The sequence below is a fragment of the Methylotuvimicrobium buryatense 5G genome (genome assembly GCF_000341735.1).
GTDB lineage: Bacteria > Pseudomonadota > Gammaproteobacteria > Methylococcales > Methylomonadaceae > Methylotuvimicrobium > Methylotuvimicrobium buryatense.
The window spans coordinates 2,660,965-2,686,511 of record NZ_KB455575.1; the positions used below are offsets into that span (position 1 = coordinate 2,660,965).

The following is a 25,547-nucleotide window of genomic DNA, read 5'->3' on the forward strand; positions in this document are numbered from 1 at the left end:
TTAATGCGTTTGCCCTGGGCCGATTACGGTTCGCGGCATTTTGCGCATTATTATTACGTCAACAAAATGCAGAGTTTGTATCTGTGGGGCGATGACGAGCGAGCCATGGGCACGAGCCGCGACTCATCGGCCTATCTGAAAGATTCGGCCGGCATGCTGCATGCAGCGGAACACCATTTCTATACAGCATTGATTCTCGCCAAACGTTATCCCGCGATGCCTCGCATCGAACGTTTCCGTACCTTGTGGATCATCCGGCGCACCGAGAAAAACTTTAGGCGCTGGGCGCGGCGCTGCCCGCAAAATTTCCAGAGCCGTCTTTTTATGCTACAGGCTGAAATTTACCGCCTGCAACGGAAACCGGCACCGGCGGCATTGGCCTGTCAACAGGCTGCCTCCGACGCCGAACTCAACGGACAATTGCATTTGGAGGGCCTTGCGAATGAATTGGCCGGGCGCCTTTATCGAGAACAGGGGCAGGAGCGGCTGGCCCGGTTTCATTTCGAAGAGGCGGCTTATTGTTACCGGCGCTGGGGCGCGACCGGCTATTTGCCGCACTTCAACGAGCGCTATGGCTTGACCCTGGCAAACCGAGCCGGATCGCCGCCGCATGACATCGGACATCGCTGGGATCTCGAAACATTGCTCAAGGCCGCCGAGACGATCGCGGCTGAACGGCGCTTGCCGGATTTATTGCAAACCTTGATGAACATTGTGATCGAAAACGCCGGCGCGCAACGCGGCGTTTTGTTGTTGCAGGAAAGCGGCGGGCTCTTCGTTCAGGCCGAAGCACGGATCGATTCGAAGGACATCGAGTTGATGCAACGCTTGCCGCTGGCATTAGCAAGCGACTTGCCGCAAACGGCGATCAATTATGTCTCGCGCAGCCGGGAAACGGTCATCTTGGATAATGCCGGGAAAAGTCCAGTCTACGGGCGGGACAAGGTGATCATCGAGCGCCGCGTACGTTCCCTGCTATGCACGCCATTGTTGCTGAGCGGCGAACTGCAAGGCGTACTCTATCTGGAAAACAATGCGGCGGACGCCGTTTTTACCGAGGAGCATGTTTTTTTGTTAAGGCATTTGAGCGGCCAGATCGCGATTTCGATCGATAACGCTCAGGGCTATCGCTTGCTCGAAGACAAGGTCTCCGAACGCACCAAGCATATCGAAAAGCAGAAAGCGGCGCTGAAAGAAAAAAACAGCGAATTGGAAGCACGTAACGCCACGATCGAAGCGCTCAACGAACGCTTGTTGAATGAAAACCGCGTGCGCCGACTTGCCGAAGCCGATTTACAGAAAGCCAACGAGGAATTACAGCGCCTGGCGACCATGGATAGCTTGACCCAAATCGCCAACCGACGCTGTTTCGACGACTATCTCGCCCAAGAATGCCGGCGTCTGGAACGTGACAATGCACCGCTGGCGCTGATTTTATGCGACATCGATCATTTCAAGCTTTTCAACGACCGTTACGGTCATCAGGCCGGAGACGAATGTTTAATTAAAGTCGCTCAGGCGATTGCCGGCGCATTGCGCAGGCCGACCGATCTGGCGGCGCGCTACGGCGGCGAAGAATTTGCCGTGGTCATGCCTCGTACCGGCGCACCGGGCGCGCTGCAAGTCGGCAAGCTGATACAGCAGGCGGTAGCCGACTTGCAAATTCCGCATCTAGGCTCCGAGGCTACCGGGTTCGTCACGGTCAGCATCGGTATCGCAACCGCGACTCCGTTTCACAAATGTCCGCCCGAGTCCTTGATCAAGGCCGCCGACGCTGCCCTTTATCGTGTCAAAGAAAACGGCCGCAACGACATCGATCTGCAATCGGTTGCGTGACTGCCGTTTGCTATACCCATCGTAGCAACAATTCCCAGTTTGAGCAGTTTCGCCGATTTTAGGGTGTGGGGTATGCCTGTCGAGGAATACCGTAAACCCATCCATCGGGGACTTGACGGTAGCGATCGAACGCCAGGGATTGGCGTGAATTCGGATTTTGCATGGAGCAAAATCTGCCCTGCTGCCGACATCCTCGCTGGCCACACCCCATACCTTTTACTCTTAGACGGTTTTTCGATCAAAAGGGAGTAGATAAGGGATCGCACACCCCGGCGCCTCCTCAGGCGCTACCGAAATTTGAAGTGCGAAAGGTATACTTCATGGTTAAACTGCCGAATTTAGGTTAATTGTTCCGGCTTAAGTTGGAGGCCAATCGAACTATCGCGCCCTTCCGCTCGGAAGTCTCATTGTTCTCCTTCTGGTAAAATGCGCGCTTCGATTCAGTCGGCGACGAGGATAACAGTGGCAGGATACTTACCGTTTATCGGGCGGCAATGGCCTCTTTTGGGGTTCGGGTTTTTCACGGTCTTTTGGGGGAATCTCGGACAGTCGTTTTTTTTGAGTTGGTACGGCGCCGATATCCAGCAAACACTGAGCCTTTCGGCATCCCGCTACGGCGGAATTTATGCCTTGGCCACGGTCGCGAGCGGTGCATGCATCATGCTATTGGGCGGCTTGTTGGACAAATGGCGTATCGGTTTCGTCGCGGCGCTAATTGCCGTTACGCTGATGGCGGCCTGCGTGTCACTGTCCTTCGCCGATTCGGTACCGGCGTTGGCGGTCGGTTTTTTTCTAATACGCCTGTCCGGACAGGGCTTGATGCCCTTGACTGCGCAAACGGCAATGGCTCGTTCGTTCAATGAAAATAGAGGCAAGGCCATCAGTATCGCGCTGAGCGGCGTTCCGGCAGGAGAAGTCATCATGCCTGCGCTTGCGGTGTCATTGATTGCACTTTTCGGCTGGCGGCAAAGCTGGCTGATATGGGCGCTGAGCATTCCACTGCTATATTTGCCGTTGACCTATTGGTTTTTGCGCTGTTCGAAGACAAGTTCCAAGGAAGAGCAAATATCCGCCGATCATTCAAGTCCCGGCAAATCTGCCGGCCGGCTTGAGGTACTCAAGGACTGGCGGTTTTGGTCGACCTTGCCGGCAGTATTGTCGGGGCCTTTCATGCTCACCGGTATTTTTATCCAACAGGGCTTCATTTTGGCACAAAAAGGCTGGAGTCCTTCCTGGCTGGCCGGCAGCTTCGTGGCTTACGGTATATTGCATTGGCTAAGCTCGATGCTGTCGGGCCTCTTGGTCGATAGTTTCAGTGCAAAACGTTTGCTGCCCTATATTATGCTACCGCTGTTTCTATCGTTAATTAGCTTGGCGTGTCTTGACGGACTATGGGTAGCACCATTATTCATGAGCTTTCTGGGCATTTCGATCGGCATGATGAATACCGTCATCAGTGCGCTTTGGTCCGAAGTGTACAGCACCGCCAAGCAAGGTACGATTCGCTCGATGATGATGTCGCTGATGGTTCTCGCCTCTTCCGTATCGCCTTGGCTGTTCGGCTTGTTGATCGATGCCGGAGTCGACAGCTTCGGTCTTTTTATTGGCTCGGCAATCGCCGTGCTGCTGGCAGGACTATTGGTCTTGCCGGCTTATCCTCCTATAGCCCGAAAATAAGCGGAAACAAACAAGTTCGGCAATGGCTCAGTCTGAAATGTCATAATCGATGAATAAAAATTCACTTTATCTAGTTGGCGCGATTGCTACCGGTTTTATCTTTAACCGAGGGCATGAATTCTCATTTTTAATCAAGTATCTTTTGATGATCATGTTGTTCTTTCCATTGCTGAAAGCTACCGTACCAAGGGACGCGGCCGTCTATAGCCATGCGATGAAACTATGCTTAGTCATGGCCGGGACGAGTATTGCCGCGTATTGGCTAATAAAGAGCTTGGACAGGGATCTGGCAACGATCGCTTTTTTGCTGATCGCCACGCCGACCGCGACGGCAGCGCCCATGGTAATTCGATTGCTGAACAAAAATGTGACTTATGTAATTACCGCCGTGGTCACGACAAATTTATTAGCCGCACTGTCGTTACCGTTTATCCTGGATTTTATTCATCCCGGAGAACGTAACATTAACCCCGGCAACATGTTGCTGGCGACAATGACGGTCGTCGGCATACCGTTGGTTTTAGCCCAACTCATTAGAGCGTATCGCATTCAGTTGGCGAATAAACTCACAAAGATTAACAAGCTACCGTTTTTGATTTGGCTATTGGTTATCTACCTTGCCACGGCAAAGGCTTCCGAATATTTGTACAGCCATCACGTTCCATCTCTGATGCTCGGAAAGATTGCTCTTATTTCCCTGCTTACATGCGGATTCAATTTTTTGATAGGCCATTATGTAGGCGGCGTAAATTACGCCGTGGAAGGCAGCCAGTCGTTAGGCCAAAAGAATACGATGTTTATGTCCTGGATCGCTCTGGAATACGTTTCCCCGCTTGCAGTCTTAGGCCCGGTTTGCTATTTGGTTTTTCAGAATCTTTATAACTCGGTCTTGTTAAGCAGGAATAAGCACCCAAAACCCGTTGGTTAATGAAGGATACAGACGGCAAAGATATAAACCTAAATTCGGCAGTTCAACCATGAAGCACATGAAGTTAACGAAGTATTTCAAAAGATTACCGAAACATTCCTGCTAACTTTTCGGGTGAGCGAAAGTAGTACACAAACGAATGACAAGTTATTGAATTAAACCTATTATTCTTCATGATCTTGATGGTGAAATGCTTTTTTAGGATATAACTGTACCTGAGACCCGATCAAGGCGAGGCGCATTACGAATTACTCTTGAACCAATATCCAGGGCTTGACGACGACAGCCCAAACTTCCGTATTTGCTTGGTACCACGTTAAGGCTTGTTGATCGGAGACCTGTCCGACTTGCCGCGAATTTAACCACTGCTCTACCTGGTCTTTATTGTCTGAGGCTATTTGATAGGCTGCCTCGACCAAATCCAAGCCTTCTGAGACGTGAATCGCCAAACCCGATGCGAAAAAACGCTGCAACTCTCTCCAGGGGATTTGCGAGGTCTCGAGATTAAGTTTAGCTTTGGCAAGTTCGTGTTCGGCAGTTGTTAGCGTAGCTGTCATAAGATCGAATATTCAAGATAGAATTGAATTAATCGCAATCGCGATATACCTTTCGCACTTCAAATTTCGGCAGTGCCGGAGGAGGCCTCGGGGTGCTCGGTAAAGGCTTTGCCAGCATGGAGCTGGCATAGAGCCTACATGGACGTATTCACGGCGTCCTTTGACGGGCACCCCGAGGCCGAATTTTCATCTACGATGAGTATAAATTAATGATGTAGTCGAAAAATCAAGCTGTTATTCTATACCATTTATAACGAAGCGTCGCCCGCTTAACCTACCGGTTTTTAGATTGCGAACGCACAAACATAGCGAGGATATTTTTATGATCGGATCTTTTTTTCGTAAATCCAAATTAAAAGCGGCTATCAGTCATGTCAATAAAGCCCGAAAAAGAGAAGGCGCTGAGGCGGACCATCATTTCGACAGCGCTTATAAAGGTTTTAGCGAGGTAATCGATAAGGATCTACTGTTTACCGAAACCTTATACAACTGGGGCTTTGCGCTGTTGCATCAAGCCAAAACGAAATCCGGCGACGAAGCAGTCAAACTTTACCAGGATGCTATCGAAAAATTTTCATTTTGCCGCATGATCAATGCCGATTCATTGGGCGCGGCAATCGACGGCGGCGTCGTCTATATGGACTTGGCGCGGCTAAAAGGCGCAGCGCCGAAAGACTCCCTGTACGACAATGCATTAGCGTTGTTTCAGGAAGCGAACCGGATACAATCGGGCTCGGCATCCTATAATCTGGCTTGTATTCATGCGCTACGCAACGACCAAGAAGCGTGTTTGAGCGCACTGGAAGATTCACGCGACCACGGCAGTTTGCCGTCGGTCGACGACATTCTCGCCGATTCCGATCTCGATAACATGAAATCGCATCATTGGTTTATCGATTTTGTCGAGTCCTTGAAAGTGCCAGAGGAACCGGAACCGACTCCCGAAGAAAAAACATCCGAACCGGAAGTCGAAGCATCTTCGCAGCAGCCCGCAGCCGAAACAAAAGAACCGATCGCCGAACCGGAAAAAGCTGTCCCAGTCCAGGAAGAACCCGCTACCGTCGAAACACCGACTGAGGAAGAAGACAAAAAATAATCTCTATCAACACATCTTGTGACCGGTTCGGAACAACACGCGCGAATTGCTCTGAACCGTTCACATCTAAGGGTGAATGTGACCCTTAAATTGGCTACGTTCGCGTTTATATTTGAAGTAAACACTACACCACCAATCTCTAAACTTGAAGACTGTAGGTTACACTGTGTGCACCGCAGAAAACCCACCCGTAGCTTAACGTGCTCTCATGTTTTGTCTTTTCCGTCATCAGTTACGCACAGCGGACCTAAAATCACCTCTGAAAATGCGCTCATCAACCTCTGAGACATACAACCATTCAACGCGCTTCTTTTGTAACCGCGAGATTAATACCAGTCCTGACACAAGGAGTGGGTAGGCACTACATTTGTTAAAGCTGGTTTTAGCCCGGCACAAGTCCGAAATTACACACCGAATCAATTTATGCCGATTCAGGCGTGGAAATTGCATCACTGTTGTTACAGCAGTCGTATGATGATTTATCGCATGCCAAAATGATCGAAAATAAACGGAGATATCAAAAGCACTATGATATCGCGCTAATCCGAAAGTCATTAACTCGCTCCATCTTTGTGCGCAGGCACCAAAATAGAGCGAACCGTTTCAGCGCATTACCCGTTTTGATTTAGCATCATACGCCCGAAAAGTATTCGCCGCTGCTCGTTTCGTTTTTCGCTATACCCGGAAATCGGCTCAATCGAATAGGCTTTATAGGATAATATCATGACAATTCGCGTGGCCATCAGTCACAAAACCGCTTATCTCTTCGACCGCGCCGTCTCGTTGTCGCCCCATGTGTTTCGCCTGAGACCGGCAGTGCATTCGAGAACTCCCATCAAGGGTTATTCGCTGCGTATCGAGCCCGAAGATCATTTCATCAATTGGCAGCAGGACCCGTTCGGAAATATTCTGGCTAGGGTCGTGTTTCCGAAAAAAACACGGTCGCTCAAAGTTGAAGTGGAAGTAATCGCCGACATGACGGTTATTAACCCATTCGATTTTTTTGTCGAGGAATATGCGCAAAAATTTCCTTTTCAATACGATAAACAATTGGCCCGGGAACTGACGCCTTTTTTGGAAGTGACCGAAGACGGCCCTTTATTAAAACAATGGGTGGCCGATTTTGATTTGACGCCACGTAACATCAACGATTTTTTGGTCGATTTAAATCGCAAGGTCTTCAAGGATGTCAGCTATAACATTCGCATGGAACCCGGCATTCAAACGCCCGAACAAACGCTCGAAAAACGCAACGGTTCGTGCCGCGATTCAGGTTGGCTATTGGTTCAGATTCTAAGGCATCTAGGACTCGCCGCGCGCTTCGTCTCCGGCTATCTGGTGCAATTGACCGCCGACATGAAATCGCTCGACGGGCCGTCCGGACCCGAACACGATTTTACCGACTTACATGCTTGGGCCGAGGTTTACGTCCCGGGAGCTGGATGGATCGGCCTCGACCCGACCTCCGGATTATTGGCCGGCGAAGGACATATTCCGCTAGCTTGCACGCCCGATCCGGTCAGCGCGGCGCCGGTCACCGGCGCGACCGACAAGTGCGAAGTCGAATTCGAATTCAGCAATACGGTCACGCGCCTACACGAAGACCCGCGTGTCACGAAGCCTTATACCGACGAGCAATGGTATTTTATCGATGCGCTCGGCCAACAAGTCGACGCGCAATTGCTGCAAGACGACGTGCGCTTGACGATGGGCGGCGAGCCGACCTTCGTGTCGATCGACGACATGGAAGGCGCGGAATGGAATACGCGTGCGGACGGTCCGCATAAACGCGAGCGCGCCCAAGCCTTGACCAAGCGTTTGCGCGACGTGTTCGCGCCGGGCGCGATGTTGCATTACGGCCAAGGCAAATGGTACCCAGGCGAACCTTTGCCGCGTTGGCAATACGGTATCTTTTGGCGCAAGGACGGCACGCCGATTTGGCGCAACCCTGAATTATTAGCCGATATCAAAATCGATTACGGACATGGGCCAGAGCACGCCAGGCAATTCATCGAACACCTGACCGGCCGTTTAGGTTTGACGGGCAAACACATTTCCCCGGCCTACGAAGACGTTTTTTATCACCTTTGGCAAGAAGAGATGCTGCCGGTCAATATCGACCCGCTGCAGTATCGCTTAAAAGATCCGGTCGAACGCAAAACGCTGGCTAAATTATTGGATACCGGCTTAAATCAGCCGGCCGGTTTCGCGCTACCGGTTAAATGGAATTGGAGCAAACAATCCTGGCAAAGCGGTCCATGGCAATTCAAACGCGATCAGTTGTTTTTGATTCCGGGTAATTCGCCAATGGGTCTACGCATGCCTCTCGATAGCTTGCCGTGGATCGCTCCGGAAAAACGCGAAATAACCCATGAACGCAGTTTGTTCGAGACGCTGCCGGAACTGGGCGATTATTACGGCGAAGTCGCACAGCGATATAGCCATTTTGAACAAATCGGGGCTATCCATCCGGAAATCCAAGAACAAAGCCCGCCTGCCGACGACAAGGACATCGATCTCATAGAAGTGCCTCATACCGCAATATGCGTCGAGGCTCGCGAAGGACGGGTCCATGTATTTCTGCCGCCTTTGACGATGCTCGAGCATTACCTGGAATTGATCGCGGCAATCGAAGCGACCGCCGACCAATTGTCGATTCCTGTCGTACTCGAGGGCTATGAGCCCCCGCGCGATTACCGAATCGAACGTTTGATGGTCACCCCCGACCCCGGCGTCATCGAAGTCAATATCCATCCATCCCGAAGCTGGAAGCAATTGGCCGACAATACGCATATTCTGTACGATCAGGCGCGCCAAGTCCGCTTGGGTACCGAAAAATTCATGCTGGACGGGCGCCATACCGGCACCGGCGGCGGGAATCACATCACGATCGGCGGCGAAACGCCGGCCGATAGTCCTTTGCTACGCCGGCCCGATGTATTGCGTAGCTTGATCACTTATTGGCAACATCATCCGGGGCTATCGTATTTATTCTCCGGTATGTTCATCGGTCCGACCAGCCAAGCGCCGCGTGTCGACGAAGGCCGCGATGAAAAGCTTTATGAACTGGAGATCGCGTTTCAACAAATCCCCGAAGGCGAAGCGCCTTCGCCATGGTTGATCGATCGCTTGCTGCGGCATTTGCTGACCGATATTACCGGCAACACACACCGAAGCGAGTTTTGTATCGATAAACTGTATTCGCCGGACAGCGCTTCCGGACGTCTCGGTATATTGGAACTGCGCGCCTTCGAAATGCCTCCGCATGAGCGCATGGCGCTGGTTCAAGCCTTATTGCTGCGCTCGCTCGTTGCTTGGTTTTGGCGCGAACCTTACCGGCATAAATTAGTTCGCTGGGGCACCGAACTGCACGACCGTTTTTTATTGCCGCATTATGTCAGAGAAGACATGCGCCAAGTCGTCGACGATTTACAACGCGCCGGCTACCCGTTTCAATTGGACTGGTTCGACCCCTTCTTAGAATTCCGCTTTCCGCATTACGGCAATACGGTCGTCGAAGGCATCGATTTGGAACTGCGTTTTGCGATCGAACCTTGGCATGTTCTGGGCGAGGAAGTCAGCAATACCGGCACGGCGCGTTTCGTCGATTCGTCGGTCGAACGATTGCAAGTAAAGGTAACCGGATTGACCGGTTCGCGTTATGTGTTGGCTTGTAACGGAAGGCATGTTCCGCTCAGAAATACCGGGCGTAAAGACGAGTTCGTTGCCGGAATCCGCTACCGGGCCTGGCAGCCGCCATCGGCGTTGCATCCGACCATAAGCCCGCATACGCCACTGGTATTCGATATCATCGACACTTGGAACGGGCGCGCGGTCGGCGGTTGCACTTATTATGTCGCCCACCCGGGCGGCCGCAGTTACGAGACCTTCCCTGTCAATGCCTATGAGGCCGAGGCCAGAAGGATTACCCGTTTCTGGAATTACGGCCATACGCCGGGCGAGATTGAAAGGCCGCCGGTCATTTTGCCGTCCGATAGCGGGGTCAGTTTCATACCTCATAAGGACCCGCCAAGACCGATGGCGCCACCGCCCGAGGAGCCTAATAAAGAATATCCGTACACGCTCGATTTAAGACGGCGATATTAGGATAGCGAGTGTTGGATGTGTTCAAGAACAAAGCAATAATCACCATGAAGCTCATGAAGACAATGAAGAAAAAGACTATAAGATCAACAGTGTAATTTTTCATGTCGCTTCATGATCTTACTGTGAAAGTTCGCGGATTTGAAATCTTAATCTAGTTTTTCGATATTCAACACAATGCCGGTTCCGAAGAGGGGGCGGTTGCTCGATCGACAGGCGTCGGCGGCAGGGAGCTGCCGTCGAGCCTACATGGACGTATTCACGGCGTCCTGTCGGGCGAGTGACCGCACCCTCTCCACCAGAGAACTTTCATTTGCCGAGACGATGGCTAGACCTTCATGAACGATATGGTGAAATAATTTTTTCCAGGATACTGTAACGGAGCCTTTGTGACCCGACTCGATCGAATTAGCCTATGAATAGCGTTCTCGCAAAAGAAATCGGTGCTCAGCACTACGCCACACAACTGACCGGCTACGATGAAATGTATGCCAATAAAGGCAAGGTACTGCCTTATTGGGAACATTTCATGAAATCGATCGAGCAAATCGGCCGTGACGAATTGGAGCACCGCCGCCGCGAAGCCCAGCGTTTACTGCGTGAAAACGGCGTAACGTATAACATTTATACCGACGCGCAAAGCCTGAGCCGGCCATGGAAGCTCGACCCGATTCCACTGCTGATCAGCAGTGAAGAATGGGCCGTGATCGAGGCAGGTTTGATACAGCGCGCCGAATTATTCAACCTAATATTGAAAGACATTTACGGCGAGCAAAGCCTACTGAAAAAAGGTTTATTACCGGTCGAACTGGTTTACGGTCATGAAGGTTTCCTAAGACCCTGCGTCGGAACTTTGCCCGATACCGAGCGACAATTATTTCTATATTCCGCCAACTTGGCTCGAGGACCGGACGGGCGCATGTGGGTACTGGACGACCGTACTCAGGCGCCTTCGGGAGCCGGCTACGCGTTAGAAAATCGGTCGGTAATGACGCGCGTACTGCCTGATTTGTTCGGCGAATCGCAGGTTCATCGTCTTGCCGGCTTTTTCCGCGCGCTCCGAACCGGATTAGCAAACCGCTCGCCGACGTCCAGAGCCGATTCCAGAATCGTCGTGTTGACGCCGGGTCCTTTCAACGAAACCTATTTCGAGCACGCTTATTTATCGTCGCAACTCGGTTACACCTTGGCGCAAGGCGACGACCTAACCGTCAGAGACGGACGGGTTTGGCTAAAATCGGTGCAAGGACTGCAACAAGTCGACGTCATCTTACGGCGCGTCGACGATTCGTTTTGCGATCCCTTGGAATTAAAGTCCATCTCGCGCTTGGGCGTCGCCGGGCTATTGGAAGCGGTCAGGCGCGGTAATGTCGCGGTCGCCAATCCCTTGGGCAGCAGCGTTTTGGAAAACAATGCCCTATTGGCTTTTTTACCCAGACTGTCGCGCCATTTGTTAGGACAAGAATTACTATTGCCGTCGGTAGCCACTTGGTGGTGCGGACAACGCCGGGAATGTAATTTCGTACTGGAAAATCTCGGGCGCTTGGTGATTAAACAAATCGACCGTACATCCGGTATTCACGCAGTATTCGGCGCCAACTTAAGCTCCCAGGAAAAAAGCCGATTACGCGCCGCAATTCTGGCAAAACCTTACTTGTATGTCGGGCAGGAACAGGTCGGTTTTTCAACGGTACCGGCTTTCGTAGACGGGCAAATCGCGCCGCGTAATGCGATTCTGCGTAATTTCGTCGTCGCCAGTGAGGATGGTTATCAAGCCATGCCCGGCGGCTTGACGCGGGTTTCGCCCCTCAAAGATAATTTGGTCGTCTCGAACCAGGCCGGCGGTATCAGTAAAGATACTTGGGTGCTGGCGGATCAGCCGGATCAACAAGTCAGTATTTGGCTACAACCGCGCCGAGATCATATTGTCGAGGCGATCAACGAACCCTTGCCGAGCCGGGCCGCAGATAATTTATACTGGGTCGGCCGTAATCTGGAACGCATCGAAGCCGCGGCGCGGTTGCTCCGAACCGTGCTGCAAAGATGGCGAGAAGCTCAGGATTACACTGAATACAGCGATGCCGACTGTCTCAAAACCTTATTACGCGCGTTAACGCATGTCACGGTGACCTACCCGGGGTTTGTAAAAAGCGATCCGTCATTATTGACGAATCCATTGCCCGAACTAACGGCATTGGTCAAAGATGCCGAGCGCCACGGTACGATTCCTTCAAGCATTCATGCCTTTACGCAGTCTGCTTTTAGCATCCGAGACTTATGGTCGCAAGATACTTGGCGCAGTATCGACGACATCAGGCATTGCTGGCGTGCCGGAACATTCAATCAACCTCTGGAAATCGGGGCTCTACAAAGTAAATTAGACGATTTGATTTCAGCGATCGTCGCATTTACCGGCTTGACCAGCGAAAGTATGACCCGTGAAGCCGGTTGGTTGATGTTGGACGGCGGACGTCGCCTGGAGCGCTGTTTGTCATTGATTGCATTGCTGCGCGCGACGGTCGTGATCAAACAAGAGGAAAGCACCCAATATCAATTATTGGAAGCGGTATTGATGACGACCGACAGCCTAAGCATTTATCAACGACGATACCGGTCGTTCGTGCAATTACCGATGGTTTTGGAGCTGCTGGTGCTCGATCAAACGCATCCTCGTTCGCTGGTCTATCAGCTTAATCAACTTTACGACTATGTCAAAGCCTTGCCTCGGGAGCGCGGCAAGGTGCGCATTAGTGCCGAGGAAAAGCTGGTGCTCGAGGCGTTTACCAAGATACGCCTAATCGATATCGCCGCGTTGACCAAAAGTCAGGGAGACAGCGTTGTCTATTCGGCTCTCGAAGAAGTACTAGCGGATACCTCGAAGTTAATGTGGCGTACCTCGGAAATGATCGCAAAAGCCTATTTCAGTCATGCCGAAGGGCCGCATCAATTGAACCCGACGCAACTGGAGGACGAGTTGTGAAATATCGCATTACCCATATCACGACTTACCATTACGCTCATGAGGTCGGGCTTTGTCAGAATGAAGCCCGATTGCAGCCGCGCGATTTTCCGAGGCAGCAATGTTCGGACAGCCGTTTCGATATCAACCCGGAACCCTCGGACTTTCAGGAACGGCTCGACTTTTTCGGTAATCGAATCGCTTATTTCGCGATTCAAAAACCTCACTCTAAATTAACTGTCACTGCCGTGAGCGAGGTTGAAGTGCTGACGGAATCCAATCAAGTCTTTCAAGACAACACTATAAGTTGGGAAGACGCCAGGGACAAATTGTCCGCCAATCCGGCTCAGCAAGCACAGAGTCAATTAACAACGGGGCACGGTTCTTATGAAGCGCTACTCGAAGCCAGGCAATACACGCTCGACTCGCCCATGGTGACATCCGGAACCGAGTTAGGCGATTACGCCCGCCAATCGTTCACGCCCGGAGCTCCGCTGATCGATGCGGTGACCGACTTAATGGAGCGCATTTATCAAGACTTTACTTACGATCCGTCCTTCACGACGATTGCAACGCCGTTGGCCGATGTCATGCGGCATCGACGCGGCGTCTGCCAAGATTTTGCGCATCTGGCGATAGGCTGTTTGAGATCGCTCGGTTTGGCGGCCCGTTATATCAGCGGCTACATCGAAACTTTGCCTGCACCGGGCACCGAAAGATTGGTCGGCGCCGACGCATCGCATGCCTGGTTTGCCGTATTCGTGCCGGGCAGCGGCTGGCTGGAATTGGACCCCACCAATAACAAACTCCCGGCCGATCAACATATCACGCTGGCGTGGGGACGCGACTATGCCGATGTCACTCCGCTAAAGGGCATTGCATTCGGCGGCGGCAGGCACAGCCTGTCGGTTTCGGTCGATGTGCTGAGGCTAGAAAGTTAAGGAATATGCACAAAATAACTTCTACAAGCATTAAGCATTGTGGCGGTTCGGTGACTCGCTTGACAGGACGCCGTGAATACGTCCATGTAGGCTTGACGGCGGAATCTGATTGCCATGAATGGCATGAATGCAGATTTTGCATTACGCCATGGATGGCGTGTATTAGGGCACCAACAGTAGGCGCTTTAGGCGATGCAGGGCAGAAAAATGCTCCTGCATTTTCTGCATTCATTACATCCATGTAACTCAGCAATTGCCGAGGAGCAAAAATCTGCAAACGCCATGGATGGCGTGAATGCAGATTTTGCAGGAGCAAAAATCTGCAAACGTCATGGATGGCGTGAATGCAGATTTTGCAGGAGCAAAAATCTGCCCTGCCGCCGACACCTGTCAATCGAGCCACCGAACCCCCTTTCCACATTTGTCGAAGTTATTTCATGCTCGTTCCTAAAAACGTGCGGATGATTTCACTTCATATTACTTAAAGGAAAACCAATGAGTACCATACATCTAATTGGCGGAGAAAAAGGCGGAGTCGGTAAATCCGTCGTTGCCCGATTACTGGCGCAATATATGATCGACCATGAAATCCCGTTCATCGGTTTCGATACCGATCGCTCTCACGGTTCTTTGCTTCGTTTTTATGCCGACTATGCGTCGCCTACAATCGTCGACAACTATGAAAGCCTCGATAAAATCATCGAAACCGCGGCCGAAAACCCGGGGCAGCAAATACTCGTCGATCTTGCCGCGCAAACGCACTATCCCTTGTCTAAATGGCTAGAGGAATCCGGAGTACTCGAATTGGCCGAAGAACTGGGCGTTACCATTCAATATTGGAATGTCATGGACTCGGGCAAGGATTGCGTCGACCTGCTAGGGAAACTTCTGGATCAATACGATGCCAAATTAAATTACGTCTTGGTTCTGAATCAACTTCGGGATGGAGATTTTACTATTTTGGAACAATCGGGCATCAAAGAACGAGCATTGGGATTAAATGCCAAATTGATGACCTTAAAACGCCTGCATACACCGGTCATGACCAAAGTCGATGCCAACAGCTCGAGTTTTTGGGCGGCTCAAAACAAGAGCGTCGACAATCCTAATGCCTTGGGCTTACTGGAAAGGCAACGCGTCAAAACTTGGCTAAAACAGGCTTATACCGAATTGAAATCGATTGGTATTTGAATGCGGCAAAAAACAGACACCCATGATTTATTCGCCTTAATATACCTATCGCACTTCAAATTTCGGCATTAGCGTATGGAGGCGTCGGGGTGTTCGGCAAAGGCTTTGGCAACATGGATGCTGTCATAGAGCATAAATGGACGTATTCACGGCGTCCTTTGACGGGCGCCACGACGCCGAATTTTGACCAGCAAAGGGTATACAAGTTGAATATTGACCATGACCGGATGATAATGAGCCGTTAACTATAAAAATGCGTTTAGAGATCGATTAAACTAATCGACTCATGGACAAGCAATATTGTAGAATCCAAAAGCTTTCCACCCGCATTTTCATAACCCAGATCATTATCATTTCGGCCAGACCACTCAATGAAAAAAGCCTCGCAAAAAGCACCTTCCGCGGCACCCTACGCTAGTCTAGAAAAAAACGCCTCCTCACACTTTTCGGCAGGACGATATAAAAACGCCGCCGAAATCTATAAAAACTTGCTGAAACACTCCGATAATCCGGATTGGCGCAAAAAACTAGCCGAGTGTTATTTGCAAAGGGCATTGAATATGGCGGAAAAAGGCATGCCGAAGGAAGCCGCCGTATTGTGGGAAAACTATTCGGAATGGGCAGAACCGCCCCTGGCAGCTTTAGAGGCTTATATTTTATGGCTGTTGTCGGTTAAAAACACAGAGAAAGCTTTCGCAAGAATCGATCGAATCGATGCCGAACAACTGGATAAAAATCATCCCGAGCTTGCAGTGTGGCTGGGTTTTTTATTGGTTTGCGAATATCCCGGTATTGAAGCGCATGTACCGCATGACTCGGCTGTAATGCTACATTGGCAAACGGTTCGCGACGCTCTCGAGGCTTACCGGAGCAACCGGCTCGAACATATCGACGATTTACTGAAAAAGCTACCCTTCCGCTCCGCCTTCCGTGACCTTCGATCCCTACTGAAAGCGCAACTGTCCCTACCGGCGTCGATCGAACAAGCGCAAACCTTATTGTCGAAAATTCCGGATGGTTCGCCCTATCGTCCGGCGGCGAATGCTTTGACCGCCTATATGTTTCAAGGATCTGCTTTCGTTGAGGCCTCGCTACAACTCGAAGATAGCCAACGCCGACTGATTGCCAAGGCCAGAGATTTATCGAATAAGCAGATTGAATTGCTCGACGCTATAGACAAGCAACGCAACAATCTGACCGACAAAGCGCAATTCAATTTAGCCATCCGCTACCGCGAACTGATCGGAAACGAAGCGGCGAGCCGCTTTTGCCAAGCCATGCTGGCACGCTACCCCTCCGGACGTAAAGACTTTCTGAAAAACTTCGCCGCGAAAGACTCGATCGAAAGCGAGCGTATTCAGGCCTTAATCCACGAAGAAAACCATGACCACGATGAAGCCGAAGATCACTGGCTGCATTACATTGAGGCGTTAAAAACCCAAGGACCGGAAAGCCATAAAAAAATCGCATTGATATACAGGCATTTGACTCAAAAGCTTCCGCCTAGCCTGGCTGTCGAATTTCTCATGGATAGCTTGCAATACGACCCGGAAGACCGAGACAGCTATCTAAAAATATTGGATTATTTCGAACAGGAAGAACCGGACCCGGAAGAGCATGCGATATGGCTGGCAAAAGGCCTGAAACACCTTCCGAAAGACATCGAGATGCTGGTTTGCGCCGCCAAGTCCGCCATGCGCAAAAAAGCCTTCAAGAAGGCCGCCAAATACGCACAAGACTTGTTGAAAATCGACCCGGTCAATACGTTGGCCAAAGAGTTGTTGTTTTCAAGTCACTTAGCGCATGCACGCAAGCTGATTAAAACCCAAAAATTCCATCTGGTCGACAAAGAACTCCAAGCGGCCGAGCAATTATCGATCGATAAGACTTTACTGAGACAAGCGGACTTAATTCGCGGATTTTATATTTGGGCCGCCGAAGACAAAGACCGTGGCCTCAAAGCCATAGCCGATACTCTACAATCAATGAATCCGGGGGCTGCAACCGCCCACTTCCAAGGTTTTATCGAGTCGGCCTTGATGGATGTCCCCTACGCACCCATCGCAAAAAAATTGCCGGCCGTCAAAGCTTACGAGCTATCCGAACCGGAACTACTGCACTTGACAGAATCGGTCGAGCGCTACGGCGAACAGCTCGAAAAGCTCGACGTAGTGTTCAAAGCGCTCGATAAAATCAAGGCGCCGCTCAAAAAATCGATGAAATTGCTCAATTACGGCGAACAGGCGCTCTTAGCTTGGTGCCAAACGCTCGAACAGATCGATCATTTCGATTTATTGAAACAATGCGCGAAATCGGCCGATGGCGTCTGGGAAAAACCGATCTGGTCGTATTACCGAGTCGTTGCAGAATGCCAGGGCGATCCGAGCCGCCTCGATATTACCTGGACGCTAAGACTGCAAAACGCGATCGAAATCGCTCATGAACAAAAAGACAGTAAGACCGAATTCAAGATTAGACGCTTTATTGAACGCTCCATCGGCTTTCAAAATCCGTTCGGTTTCGACGATGAAGACGACTTTTACGAAGACGGTTTTGACGAAGACGAAAGCGGATTCGACCCCGACATTATCGAGGGTTTGTTCGATCATGTGCCGAAGCGGAATATGATCAAAATCGGCAAAAAGTTTGAAGAAATGATGAATAAATCATCGCCGGAACAGCTCATGATGGATGTGATGACGAAATACGCAGAAAGAGTCGACCCGAACCAGCTCGTCGGATTACTGATGGACCCCAGCTTTCTGGTGGCGATCATGATGCTCGAAGCCGCTCAATCCTTGCGTATCGATATCGACTTGAGTTTCGATGAAATTATCGAATTTTTCACTGACGACGAACCGTTTTCTTTCCCGTTTGACCCTTACTAACCGACATGACGACACCTTATCAAATTCTCGGCGTTTCCGAACATGCCAACGATGCCGAGATCAAGCAGGCTTATTTAAACTTGGTCAAGGAAAACCCGCCCGATCGCGATCAAGAACGCTTTCAGCAAATTCAACACGCCTATGAAACGATCAAAGACAGCGACAGCCGCATTAATTACGAATTATTTCATTTCCCGGAAACCGACTTCAATGCCTTGCTGGATCACGCTTTCCAGCAAAAAACCGAGCTACGTTCCCTGAATCCTGACGACTTTTTCAGGTTACTGAATGCCGTCTCAATCGACAAAGCCGTTACGGGCGCCATTAAAAACAAGTCATCATGAACACCGAAACACCTCCAGCCGAATTGCTCGATACCTTACAGCATTATTTGGAACAAACCGACTTTGCGCATTTGGCGGCGGTCGATCAACCGGATTTGACGGTTTTATTCACCGATCTAGCCGGCTTGAAAAGCGAAGTCAAGGCCGAGTCCCGGCAATTCAAGGCAACGCTCGACACACTCAACGAAGCCGTGTCCGCTCTCAAAACCGATAACCATGTATTGGCGGACGAGCTGGCCGCATCCGCCGAGCGTCTTAAGCAACAAGTGAGAGAGTCTCAGCGCACGCTGCTGCTCGACATTATCGATATTTACGACCGACTCAGCGAAGGCTTTCGAGTACTGCAAAATTACCGCCCGGTCGATGCCTTGTTCAATCATTCGAAAAAACAAGACGTACGTTTTATCAACGGTTTCACAAAGGGCCAGGAAATCACGCTAAAACGCTTCGAACAATTGTTGCAGAGACGAAATGTTTTTTCGATCGACTGCGTCGGTAAGCCTTTCGATGCTCATACGATGAAGACGCTGGAAGTCGGCCATGACACGAAACTGGAAAACGGTATCGTGCTCGAGGAACTCCGCAAGGGTTTTCTATTTGAAGATCAAATACTGAGACTGGCCGAAGTCAAAGTCAATAAACTCTAACATTAGACAAAAACACTATGAATGAAATCATTATCGGAATCGATCTCGGAACGACTAACTCCGAAGTCGCCATCGTCGAAAACGGCAAGGTGCATATTATTACCGACGACGGCAAAAAAATATTACCGTCCGTGGTCGGCATCGACGACAACGGCGAAATACTGGTCGGCGAAACCGCCCGCAACCAATACTTGATTTACCCGGAACGCAGCGTCAAGTCGATCAAGCGTTTGATGGGGCAAGATACCCACGTCATAATGGCCGGCCTTGATTATACGCCGCAAGAAATTTCGGCAATCATCTTGAAACGTCTGAAAGCGATAGCCGAGAAGCATGTCGGCCAATCGATAAGCAAAGCCGTCATTACCGTACCGGCTTATTTTTCCGATGCGCAGCGCCAAGCGACGCACGAAGCCGGCGAAATCGCAGGTCTCGAAGTGGTGCGGATGATCAATGAACCGACCGCTGCCGCGCTGGTTTACGGTGCCGGCCGAGACGAAGCCAAACGCATGTTGGTATACGATTTGGGCGGCGGCACCTTCGACGTTTCTGTCGTCAATGTCCAAGCCGGCGTCGTCGAAGTCTTATCGAGCCATGGCGACAACCATCTCGGCGGCGACGACTTCGACCAACAAATCGTCAATCATATTCAAGACCATATCAAGGAACAACACGGTATTAATATTTCCGAGCATAGCAAGGCGTTGGCGCGCATCACGCGCGCGGCCGAAAACGCCAAGCTGGTATTGTCCGACGAACCCTTTGCTCTGATCGAAGAGGAATATCTGCTCGAACACGAAGGCTCGCCTATCCATCTGACCTTGGAATTGTCGCGCGGCGATTATGAAGACATGATCGAGGATTATATCAACGCGACGATGGATGCCCTGCATATCGCACTCAAAGGCGCGAAATTGACGGTTTCCGACATCGACGAAATTATTTTGGTCGGCGGCTCGACACGAACACCGTGCATTCGCGAGCGGCTGTTCGAAGAATTCGGCTTCGAGCCGCACAGCGAAGTCGACCCGGATTTATGCGTGGCAATGGGCGCGGCCACGCAAGCCGCGATGATTGCCGGACAAGACGTCGATACGGTCCTGGTCGACGTCACACCTTATACCTACGGCACCAGCGCACTCGGCTTTTTGGACGGCGCACCCTATCCCTACCAATTTGTACCGATCATCCATAAGAATAGCGTGTTGCCGACGCGAAAGTCCGAGGCCTTCATGACCTTTCAGGACGGACAAAAATCGGTCAACGTCAGAATTTTTCAAGGCGAAGACCCGGACGCGCTGAACAACATCGAAATCGGTGAGTTCATGGTCGAAGACCTCCAAGACGTACCGGCCGGCAATATCATTACGCTGACATTAGCCCTGGATTTAAACGGGATGCTGCATGTTTCCGCCAAGGAAAAAGCAACCGGCCTCGAAAAATCGATCACAATCAACAATGCAATTTCACGTTTCGAGACCGAAGAACTTGCCGGCGCGAAACGGCGTATCGATAGCCTATTCGGACAAATGGATTCTAGCTCGGACGAGATTGAAACAAGCGATGATGTTTCAGAAAGCAAAGCCGTCGCCGAGGCCCGTCAGCTGATCAAAAAAGCCGAAACCTTATTCGACACGGTATCCGATGAGGATAAAGAAGACATGGTCAATTTGATCGAAACCATCACCGACTGCATCGAAGCCGGCGATGAAGGCGCACTCCAAGAGCCGGTCGAACAATTGAACGACATCATTTATTATCTCGAATCGTAATGAAGCGCTGCCCTTGCTGTAATGCGCGCCTGAACGACGCGCCCCTTTGTCCGCGATGCGGAGCCGACTTAAGTCGCGTCCTGAGCTGCGAGCAACGCGCTAAGCAATGGTTGGCTTTATCGTTACAAACGCTTGAGGCAGGCCACGCAACCATCGCAGCACATGCCGTCAAGCGTTCGTTAAGCTATCGACAAACGCTTGAAGCCCGAATTTTTCGGGAATTTCTGATTCGCCACCAATACGGCGCACTCTATGACTCTCTAGCACGGCAAGATTGGCCGAGCGCGCGCCAAACTATCTCTAACTTGCATGTTTTACAAGGCGATAATGAAGCATTAAGACGCTTCCAGGAATTCATCAATCATTTATCGGCCCGATCGACAAACCATTCCGAACCTTATAGTCGATGGCATTTGCTGTGAAAGTTCGTAGATATAGACTCTTTATCTAATTTTTCGATATGCAAAAGCTAAGCGACGAAAATTCCGGTTCCGAAGAGGGTGCGCTTGCTCGACAGGCGTCGTCGGCAGGGGAAGCCTTTGTCGAGCCCCCCCGATGCCTCCTTACGTGCTGCCGAAATTTGAAGTACGAAAGGTTTAATTAATACTGGCATTCAGGCTCGAATGTGGTTCAAAGGCCTGCCAGTCCATGGCGGAATGACGGGTTTCCCTTTACTGAATGGCAGTGTCTCTCTCCCCTCGAACTTTCATTTGCAGGGGCGAATGCTTTTTCTTGATTAATGAAAAATCGTATCGTCCGGATAGAACTCGTCGTCGACCGCGGGATCTCCGGGAATTCTTTTCTCCTCGGCCGCCCATTCGCCCAAATCGATCATTTTGCAGCGCTCGCTGCAAAATGGCTTAAATAGCTGCTGCGCAGTCCATGGAACGGAGCACCCGCACTGCGGACATTTAACTACCAACGTTTTTTCATTACCGTTCATTAGAATTGGCAGCAGGTCAACATAAAAGGAACGTTTTCCTGGCTTTGAGTGGGCCTGGAACCGTCGGCTGCAGGACGCATGAAACGTATCGTGAACCGGTGCTTGCCGCCGCTAATCTCGGCAAAACAAGGAATGCTTCGGTCAACACTGATTCTGAGCAATTGCAGCGGAAGGCTTTTATCAAGCGAGGACTGATAAAACCCTGCTTCCGCTTCCTCTTCGGTCGGCGTACTGCTTTGCCTAATAAATCCTAGAATCATATCAATCGCTTTACGAATATCCTTAAACGGCTTAGTCCATTGCTCCAAGGCTTGTTGTTGAACGGTCTCGTCTTGTTCCAGCCAGTAATGAAAAGCGGGTAAATCGAACGAGCAAGTTCCGCCCGGTATCGAGCTGCGCTGCGAGATACTTTGAAACAAATCGTTTTCCATCAATTTCAAACCGATTTTTCCGCTAGCCGCATAGAGATTATGACTGGTTTGGTTAAGTTCGCCGAGGATTTCATTTACTTTTTCGGCATTGACCCCCTCGCTGCCTGCCAATTGATTCAACACCTTTATATGACGCTCAAGTTCTTTAAGAATTTCCGACTTGAGATCGTTACGGCTAAAAATCGTCAGAATATCGAGCAAGATATTGATTGCCGCCCGCCTATCGGCCATGGTGCTCCCTTCTAAAAAATGTCCAAGTTGCTTAAAAAGCAACTCGAGCCGTATTAAAATCCGGATTCGCTCATTGAGTGGAAATTCGTAGACTATAGGGGAATTCACTGATTAAAAATCCTGCCGTATGCTTAAGTAAAGATACAAATTGTGCAGTTTTTTAACTTGTTCTGCAAGCATGGAATCGGACGAGGCATTGTCAATTAGATCGTTAGCCAAGGCTTTTCGCTGTTCGCGTGTGGCTTGAGAAGCAATAATCGCTCGAACAATTTTTTCGTCGAGACGATCTCTTTTGGTTACGCGCTCGATTTGGGTTTCAACGGGACAGTCGACCACCAAAACTCTGTCGACTAAATTGAGCATACCGCTTTCAACCAGTAAGGGAACGCAAATGATGCAGTAAGATGCATCAAGCGATTCAACGCGCGTCAATATGCTTTGCCGTACCATCGGATGCACAATCGCTTCCAGCTTACGTTTTTGTTCGGCATCGGCAAAAATCAACTCACGCATCGCGCTTCTATCGAGGCTACCGTCGGCAGCAATCACCTGTTCGCCGAACGCGTGACGAATTTGCTCCAAAGCCTGGCTACCGAATGCGACGACTTCGCGGGCAATAGCGTCGGCATCGATCACCGGAACGTTCAGTTCGGCGAATAAATCCGCGATGGTGGTTTTTCCGGAACCGATACCGCCGGTCAGGCCGATTTTCAACATCGCTTTATAATCCGGCAAAATTGAGATAAGCCTGATTGATTTTATCGCCCCACAATAAAGCGATCCACCCGGCCGCGGCCAAGTAAGGACCGAATGGAATTGGAATATTCTTGTCGCGCTTTACCAAAATAACCATTGCAATGCCGGTAACGGCACCGACCAGGGATGACAGCAAAATAATCGGCAGGATATATTGCCAACCCAACCAAGCCCCAAACATTGCCAACAGCTTGAAATCGCCGTATCCCATGCCTTCTTTGCCGGTCAACAGCTTGAAACCATGATAAACCGTCCAAAGCGATAAATAACCGGCGATAGCACCGATAATCGAGGAATGCGTATCGATAAAGATATCGAAAAGACTTAAGAACAAACCCAACCAAAGTAAAGGTAACGTAATCGAATCCGGTAAAAGTTGATGGTCAATATCGATCGCACTCAGCGCAATCAAGGACCAGGTGAGTATGAGCGCGAACAGCGCCTCTACCGAATAACCGAAATGCCAGGCGATTAAAACCGAAAAAAAACCGGTTAAGCCCTCGATAATAGGATAGCGTTTGGATATCGGCGCATTGCATTGAGCGCAACGGCCTTTCAACAACAAATAGCTGAGCACCGGAATATTTTGATAAGGCTTTATCGGGGTTTCGCAATGGGGACAGCGTGACAATGGAAAGACTAAGTTAAATTTTGAATCGGCTTCCCCACTTCCAGTATCGAGACCGGCACATTGCATATCACCCGTGGACTGCAAATAATCGATGCACTCGCGGCGCCAACTTTTTTGCATCATAATCGGCAAACGATAAATGACGACGTTCAGAAAACTACCAACCATGAGACCGACAATACCGATTAAAGCCATTAATGCAGCCGGCGAGTCGGCAAATATTTCAAGTCCTTGCATGAGTATTATTTGATGGTTCAATTGAAATTAACCGTGATGCCTAAAACCGCAGCACGCCGAAGAAATGAAAAAAACCCATAAGCGTGATAGCTACCTCGGGCAAACCCCCATTCACTATTCACTATTCACCATTCACCATTCACTGCTAACCAACCTTATCCCACTGCCGCACCCATTTTAAAGATCGGCAGATACATCGCGACGATCAAGCCGCCAACCAATACACCCAGCACCGACATGATCAACGGTTCCATCAAACTGCTAAGATTGTCTACCAAATTGTCGACCTCTTCTTCGTAAAAATCGGCAACCTTGCTCAACATCGTATCGATCGAACCGGACTCCTCACCGATTGCAACCATTTGAATCACCATGTGCGGAAATAGAACGGTCTGCTGCATAGCAAATTGCAGACGCTGACCCGTAGCGACATCTTCGCGCATTTTCAAAACGGCATCGGCGTAAATGATGTTTCCGCAAGCCCCCGCAACAGACTCCAGCGCTTCAACTAACGGAACGCCAGCGGCAGACATCGTCGACAGCGTTCTGGAGAAACGCGCGATGGCCGATTTATTCAAGATTAACCCAACGACCGGTATTTTCAGTAAGGTTCTGTCCAGAAAATGATTGAACGGTCTAGATCGTTTATGGAAATAACTAAACGTATAAACAATCGCTACGATACTAGCGACCATTATCCACCACCATGCCTGCATCCATTCGGAAAGACTAATAACCATCTTCGTGAAAGCGGGAAGATCGGCTCCGAAGCTCTGAAACAACTCTTCGAACACCGGTACGACGAAAATCAGCAAAATGGCGGTGACGACAAACGCGACGACCAGTACCGCAATCGGATAGGTCAACGCTTTTTTGATTTTTTTCTTGAGCGATTCGGTTTTTTCTTTATAGGTCGCTATTTTATCGAGCAATGTTTCAAGCACCCCCGCCTGCTCGCCCGATTCGACCAGATTACAAAACAGCTCATCGAAATAGACCGGTCTTCTTTTCAGCGCTTCGGCCAAGGTATCGCCGCCTTCAATATCTGCCTTGATGTCTAGCAACATCTTTTGCATGCTCGGGTTGTCATGCCCTCTACCGATGATATCGAACGATTGCACCAACGGCACGCCGGCTTCGAGCATCGTCGCGAGTTGCCGGCTGAAAATAGCGATATCGCCTGGCGTAATGGCTTTGACACGGGCGCCGAATAAGGGCTTGGGTTTTTTCTTGACACTAATGACGCGCACGCCCATTTTGCGCAATTCGCTCCGAGCAATAGTTTCGGATTTCGCGGCGATTTCCCCTTTGGTCCGCTTCCCGCTTTTATCTTTGCCATCCCAGATGAAATCAATTTGTTCGACTTGTTCAGACATAA

At 50.3% G+C, this 25,547-nt stretch carries 20 protein-coding genes; 14 read left to right on the forward strand and 6 right to left on the reverse strand.

All coding sequences use genetic code 11. The features are described from left to right. Nucleotides 1-3 precede the first annotated feature (3 nt). The 3 genes from METBU_RS25300 to METBU_RS0111905 all read left to right on the forward strand — a co-directional run bounded on the left by METBU_RS25300 (nt 4) and on the right by METBU_RS0111905 (nt 4,441). Complete coding sequence (locus tag METBU_RS25300) at nt 4-1,836, forward strand: GGDEF domain-containing protein (RefSeq protein ID WP_017840838.1); 1,833 nt, start codon at nt 4-6, stop codon at nt 1,834-1,836. 462 nt (nt 1,837-2,298) lie between these two features. Then, a complete protein-coding gene (locus tag METBU_RS0111900; protein ID WP_138767070.1) occupies nt 2,299-3,513 on the forward strand; it encodes an MFS transporter in 1,215 nt (404 codons plus the stop codon). Between the two features lie 49 nt (nt 3,514-3,562). Further along, nucleotides 3,563-4,441 (forward strand): bile acid:sodium symporter family protein, encoded by an 879-nt coding sequence (locus METBU_RS0111905; RefSeq protein WP_014147198.1) that lies wholly within the window; start codon nt 3,563-3,565, stop codon nt 4,439-4,441. Between the two features lie 248 nt (nt 4,442-4,689). On the opposite strand, the gene METBU_RS0111910 is transcribed toward METBU_RS0111905, so the two are convergent. Further along, nucleotides 4,690-4,998: a DUF2288 domain-containing protein gene (locus tag METBU_RS0111910; protein ID WP_014147197.1), complete on the reverse strand. Its 309-nt coding sequence runs from the start codon at nt 4,996-4,998 to the stop codon at nt 4,690-4,692. A 322-nt stretch (nt 4,999-5,320) separates the two neighbouring features. On the opposite strand from METBU_RS0111910, the gene METBU_RS24025 reads away from it, so the two are divergent. The 11 genes from METBU_RS24025 (at nt 5,321) to METBU_RS0111965 (ending at nt 21,362) form a co-directional block, all read left to right on the forward strand. Then, nucleotides 5,321-6,094, forward strand: a complete 774-nt coding sequence (locus METBU_RS24025) for a TPR end-of-group domain-containing protein (protein ID WP_017840840.1) — start codon at nt 5,321-5,323, stop codon at nt 6,092-6,094. 723 nt (nt 6,095-6,817) lie between these two features. Beyond that, nucleotides 6,818-10,201 (forward strand): transglutaminase family protein, encoded by a 3,384-nt coding sequence (locus tag METBU_RS0111925; protein ID WP_017840842.1) that lies wholly within the window; start codon nt 6,818-6,820, stop codon nt 10,199-10,201. A gap of 412 nt (nt 10,202-10,613) precedes the next feature. Further along, a complete protein-coding gene (locus tag METBU_RS0111930; RefSeq protein WP_017840843.1) occupies nt 10,614-13,178 on the forward strand; it encodes a circularly permuted type 2 ATP-grasp protein in 2,565 nt (854 codons plus the stop codon). Then, a complete protein-coding gene (locus tag METBU_RS0111935; RefSeq protein WP_017840844.1) occupies nt 13,175-14,098 on the forward strand; it encodes a transglutaminase family protein in 924 nt (307 codons plus the stop codon). The genes METBU_RS0111930 and METBU_RS0111935 overlap by 4 nt, the downstream gene beginning before the upstream one ends. Nucleotides 14,099-14,393: 295 nt before the next feature. Continuing rightward, on the forward strand, nt 14,394-14,549 hold the full coding sequence (locus METBU_RS28115) for a hypothetical protein (RefSeq protein WP_186005692.1): 156 nt from the start codon (nt 14,394-14,396) through the stop codon (nt 14,547-14,549). A 44-nt stretch (nt 14,550-14,593) separates the two neighbouring features. Then, a complete protein-coding gene (locus tag METBU_RS0111940; protein WP_017840845.1) occupies nt 14,594-15,289 on the forward strand; it encodes a P-loop NTPase family protein in 696 nt (231 codons plus the stop codon). Nucleotides 15,290-15,660: 371 nt separating this feature from the next. Beyond that, a complete protein-coding gene (locus METBU_RS0111945; RefSeq protein ID WP_017840846.1) occupies nt 15,661-18,177 on the forward strand; it encodes a hypothetical protein in 2,517 nt (838 codons plus the stop codon). Nucleotides 18,178-18,182: 5 nt separating this feature from the next. Then, on the forward strand, nt 18,183-18,521 hold the full coding sequence (locus tag METBU_RS0111950) for a J domain-containing protein (RefSeq protein WP_017840847.1): 339 nt from the start codon (nt 18,183-18,185) through the stop codon (nt 18,519-18,521). Next, a complete protein-coding gene (locus METBU_RS0111955; protein ID WP_017840848.1) occupies nt 18,518-19,168 on the forward strand; it encodes a nucleotide exchange factor GrpE in 651 nt (216 codons plus the stop codon). The genes METBU_RS0111950 and METBU_RS0111955 overlap by 4 nt, the downstream gene beginning before the upstream one ends. Before the next feature lie 17 nt (nt 19,169-19,185). Continuing rightward, nucleotides 19,186-20,940: an Hsp70 family protein gene (locus METBU_RS0111960; RefSeq protein WP_017840849.1), complete on the forward strand. Its 1,755-nt coding sequence runs from the start codon at nt 19,186-19,188 to the stop codon at nt 20,938-20,940. Then, the gene (locus METBU_RS0111965) at nt 20,940-21,362 is read left to right on the forward strand and encodes an FmdB family zinc ribbon protein (protein ID WP_017840850.1); all 423 of its coding nucleotides are present in this window, start codon (nt 20,940-20,942) and stop codon (nt 21,360-21,362) included. Before METBU_RS0111960 ends, METBU_RS0111965 begins: the two co-directional genes overlap by 1 nt. A gap of 314 nt (nt 21,363-21,676) precedes the next feature. Here the strand turns inward: METBU_RS0111965 and yacG are convergent, their stop codons facing one another. The 5 genes from yacG to METBU_RS0111990 form a co-directional block, all read right to left on the reverse strand. Next, nucleotides 21,677-21,883 carry a DNA gyrase inhibitor YacG gene (gene yacG / locus METBU_RS0111970; protein ID WP_014147184.1) on the reverse strand — a complete coding sequence of 69 codons (207 nt, stop codon included), beginning with the start codon at nt 21,881-21,883 and terminating at the stop codon, nt 21,677-21,679. Further along, entirely contained in the window at nt 21,883-22,653 is a 771-nt protein-coding gene (gene zapD / locus METBU_RS0111975; protein ID WP_026130183.1) for a cell division protein ZapD, read from the reverse strand. The genes yacG and zapD overlap by 1 nt, the downstream gene beginning before the upstream one ends. Nucleotides 22,654-22,656: 3 nt before the next feature. After that, a complete protein-coding gene (gene coaE, locus METBU_RS0111980) occupies nt 22,657-23,280 on the reverse strand; it encodes a dephospho-CoA kinase (RefSeq protein WP_017840852.1) in 624 nt (207 codons plus the stop codon). Beyond that, on the reverse strand, nt 23,267-24,169 hold the full coding sequence (locus tag METBU_RS0111985; protein ID WP_017840853.1) for a prepilin peptidase: 903 nt from the start codon (nt 24,167-24,169) through the stop codon (nt 23,267-23,269). The genes coaE and METBU_RS0111985 overlap by 14 nt, the downstream gene beginning before the upstream one ends. 155 nt (nt 24,170-24,324) lie before the next feature. Continuing rightward, entirely contained in the window at nt 24,325-25,545 is a 1,221-nt protein-coding gene (locus tag METBU_RS0111990) for a type II secretion system F family protein (protein WP_017840854.1), read from the reverse strand. Nucleotides 25,546-25,547 lie beyond the last annotated feature (2 nt).

Coding starts and splice junctions, on each gene's coding strand:
- METBU_RS0111955 (WP_017840848.1), top strand. CDS start 18,518: ATGAACACCGAAACACCTCCAGCCGAATTGCTCGATACCTTACAGCAT.
- METBU_RS25300 (WP_017840838.1), top strand. CDS start 4: ATGCGTTTGCCCTGGGCCGATTACGGTTCGCGGCATTTTGCGCATTAT.
- METBU_RS28115 (WP_186005692.1), top strand. CDS start 14,394: ATGCAGATTTTGCAGGAGCAAAAATCTGCAAACGTCATGGATGGCGTG.
- METBU_RS0111905 (WP_014147198.1), top strand. CDS start 3,563: ATGAATAAAAATTCACTTTATCTAGTTGGCGCGATTGCTACCGGTTTT.
- METBU_RS0111985 (WP_017840853.1), bottom strand. CDS start 24,169: ATGCAAGGACTTGAAATATTTGCCGACTCGCCGGCTGCATTAATGGCT.
- METBU_RS0111925 (WP_017840842.1), top strand. CDS start 6,818: ATGACAATTCGCGTGGCCATCAGTCACAAAACCGCTTATCTCTTCGAC.
- METBU_RS0111945 (WP_017840846.1), top strand. CDS start 15,661: ATGAAAAAAGCCTCGCAAAAAGCACCTTCCGCGGCACCCTACGCTAGT.
- METBU_RS0111950 (WP_017840847.1), top strand. CDS start 18,183: ATGACGACACCTTATCAAATTCTCGGCGTTTCCGAACATGCCAACGAT.
- METBU_RS24025 (WP_017840840.1), top strand. CDS start 5,321: ATGATCGGATCTTTTTTTCGTAAATCCAAATTAAAAGCGGCTATCAGT.
- METBU_RS0111910 (WP_014147197.1), bottom strand. CDS start 4,998: ATGACAGCTACGCTAACAACTGCCGAACACGAACTTGCCAAAGCTAAA.
- yacG (WP_014147184.1), bottom strand. CDS start 21,883: ATGAACGGTAATGAAAAAACGTTGGTAGTTAAATGTCCGCAGTGCGGG.
- METBU_RS0111965 (WP_017840850.1), top strand. CDS start 20,940: ATGAAGCGCTGCCCTTGCTGTAATGCGCGCCTGAACGACGCGCCCCTT.
- METBU_RS0111940 (WP_017840845.1), top strand. CDS start 14,594: ATGAGTACCATACATCTAATTGGCGGAGAAAAAGGCGGAGTCGGTAAA.
- METBU_RS0111990 (WP_017840854.1), bottom strand. CDS start 25,545: ATGTCTGAACAAGTCGAACAAATTGATTTCATCTGGGATGGCAAAGAT.
- METBU_RS0111930 (WP_017840843.1), top strand. CDS start 10,614: ATGAATAGCGTTCTCGCAAAAGAAATCGGTGCTCAGCACTACGCCACA.
- METBU_RS0111960 (WP_017840849.1), top strand. CDS start 19,186: ATGAATGAAATCATTATCGGAATCGATCTCGGAACGACTAACTCCGAA.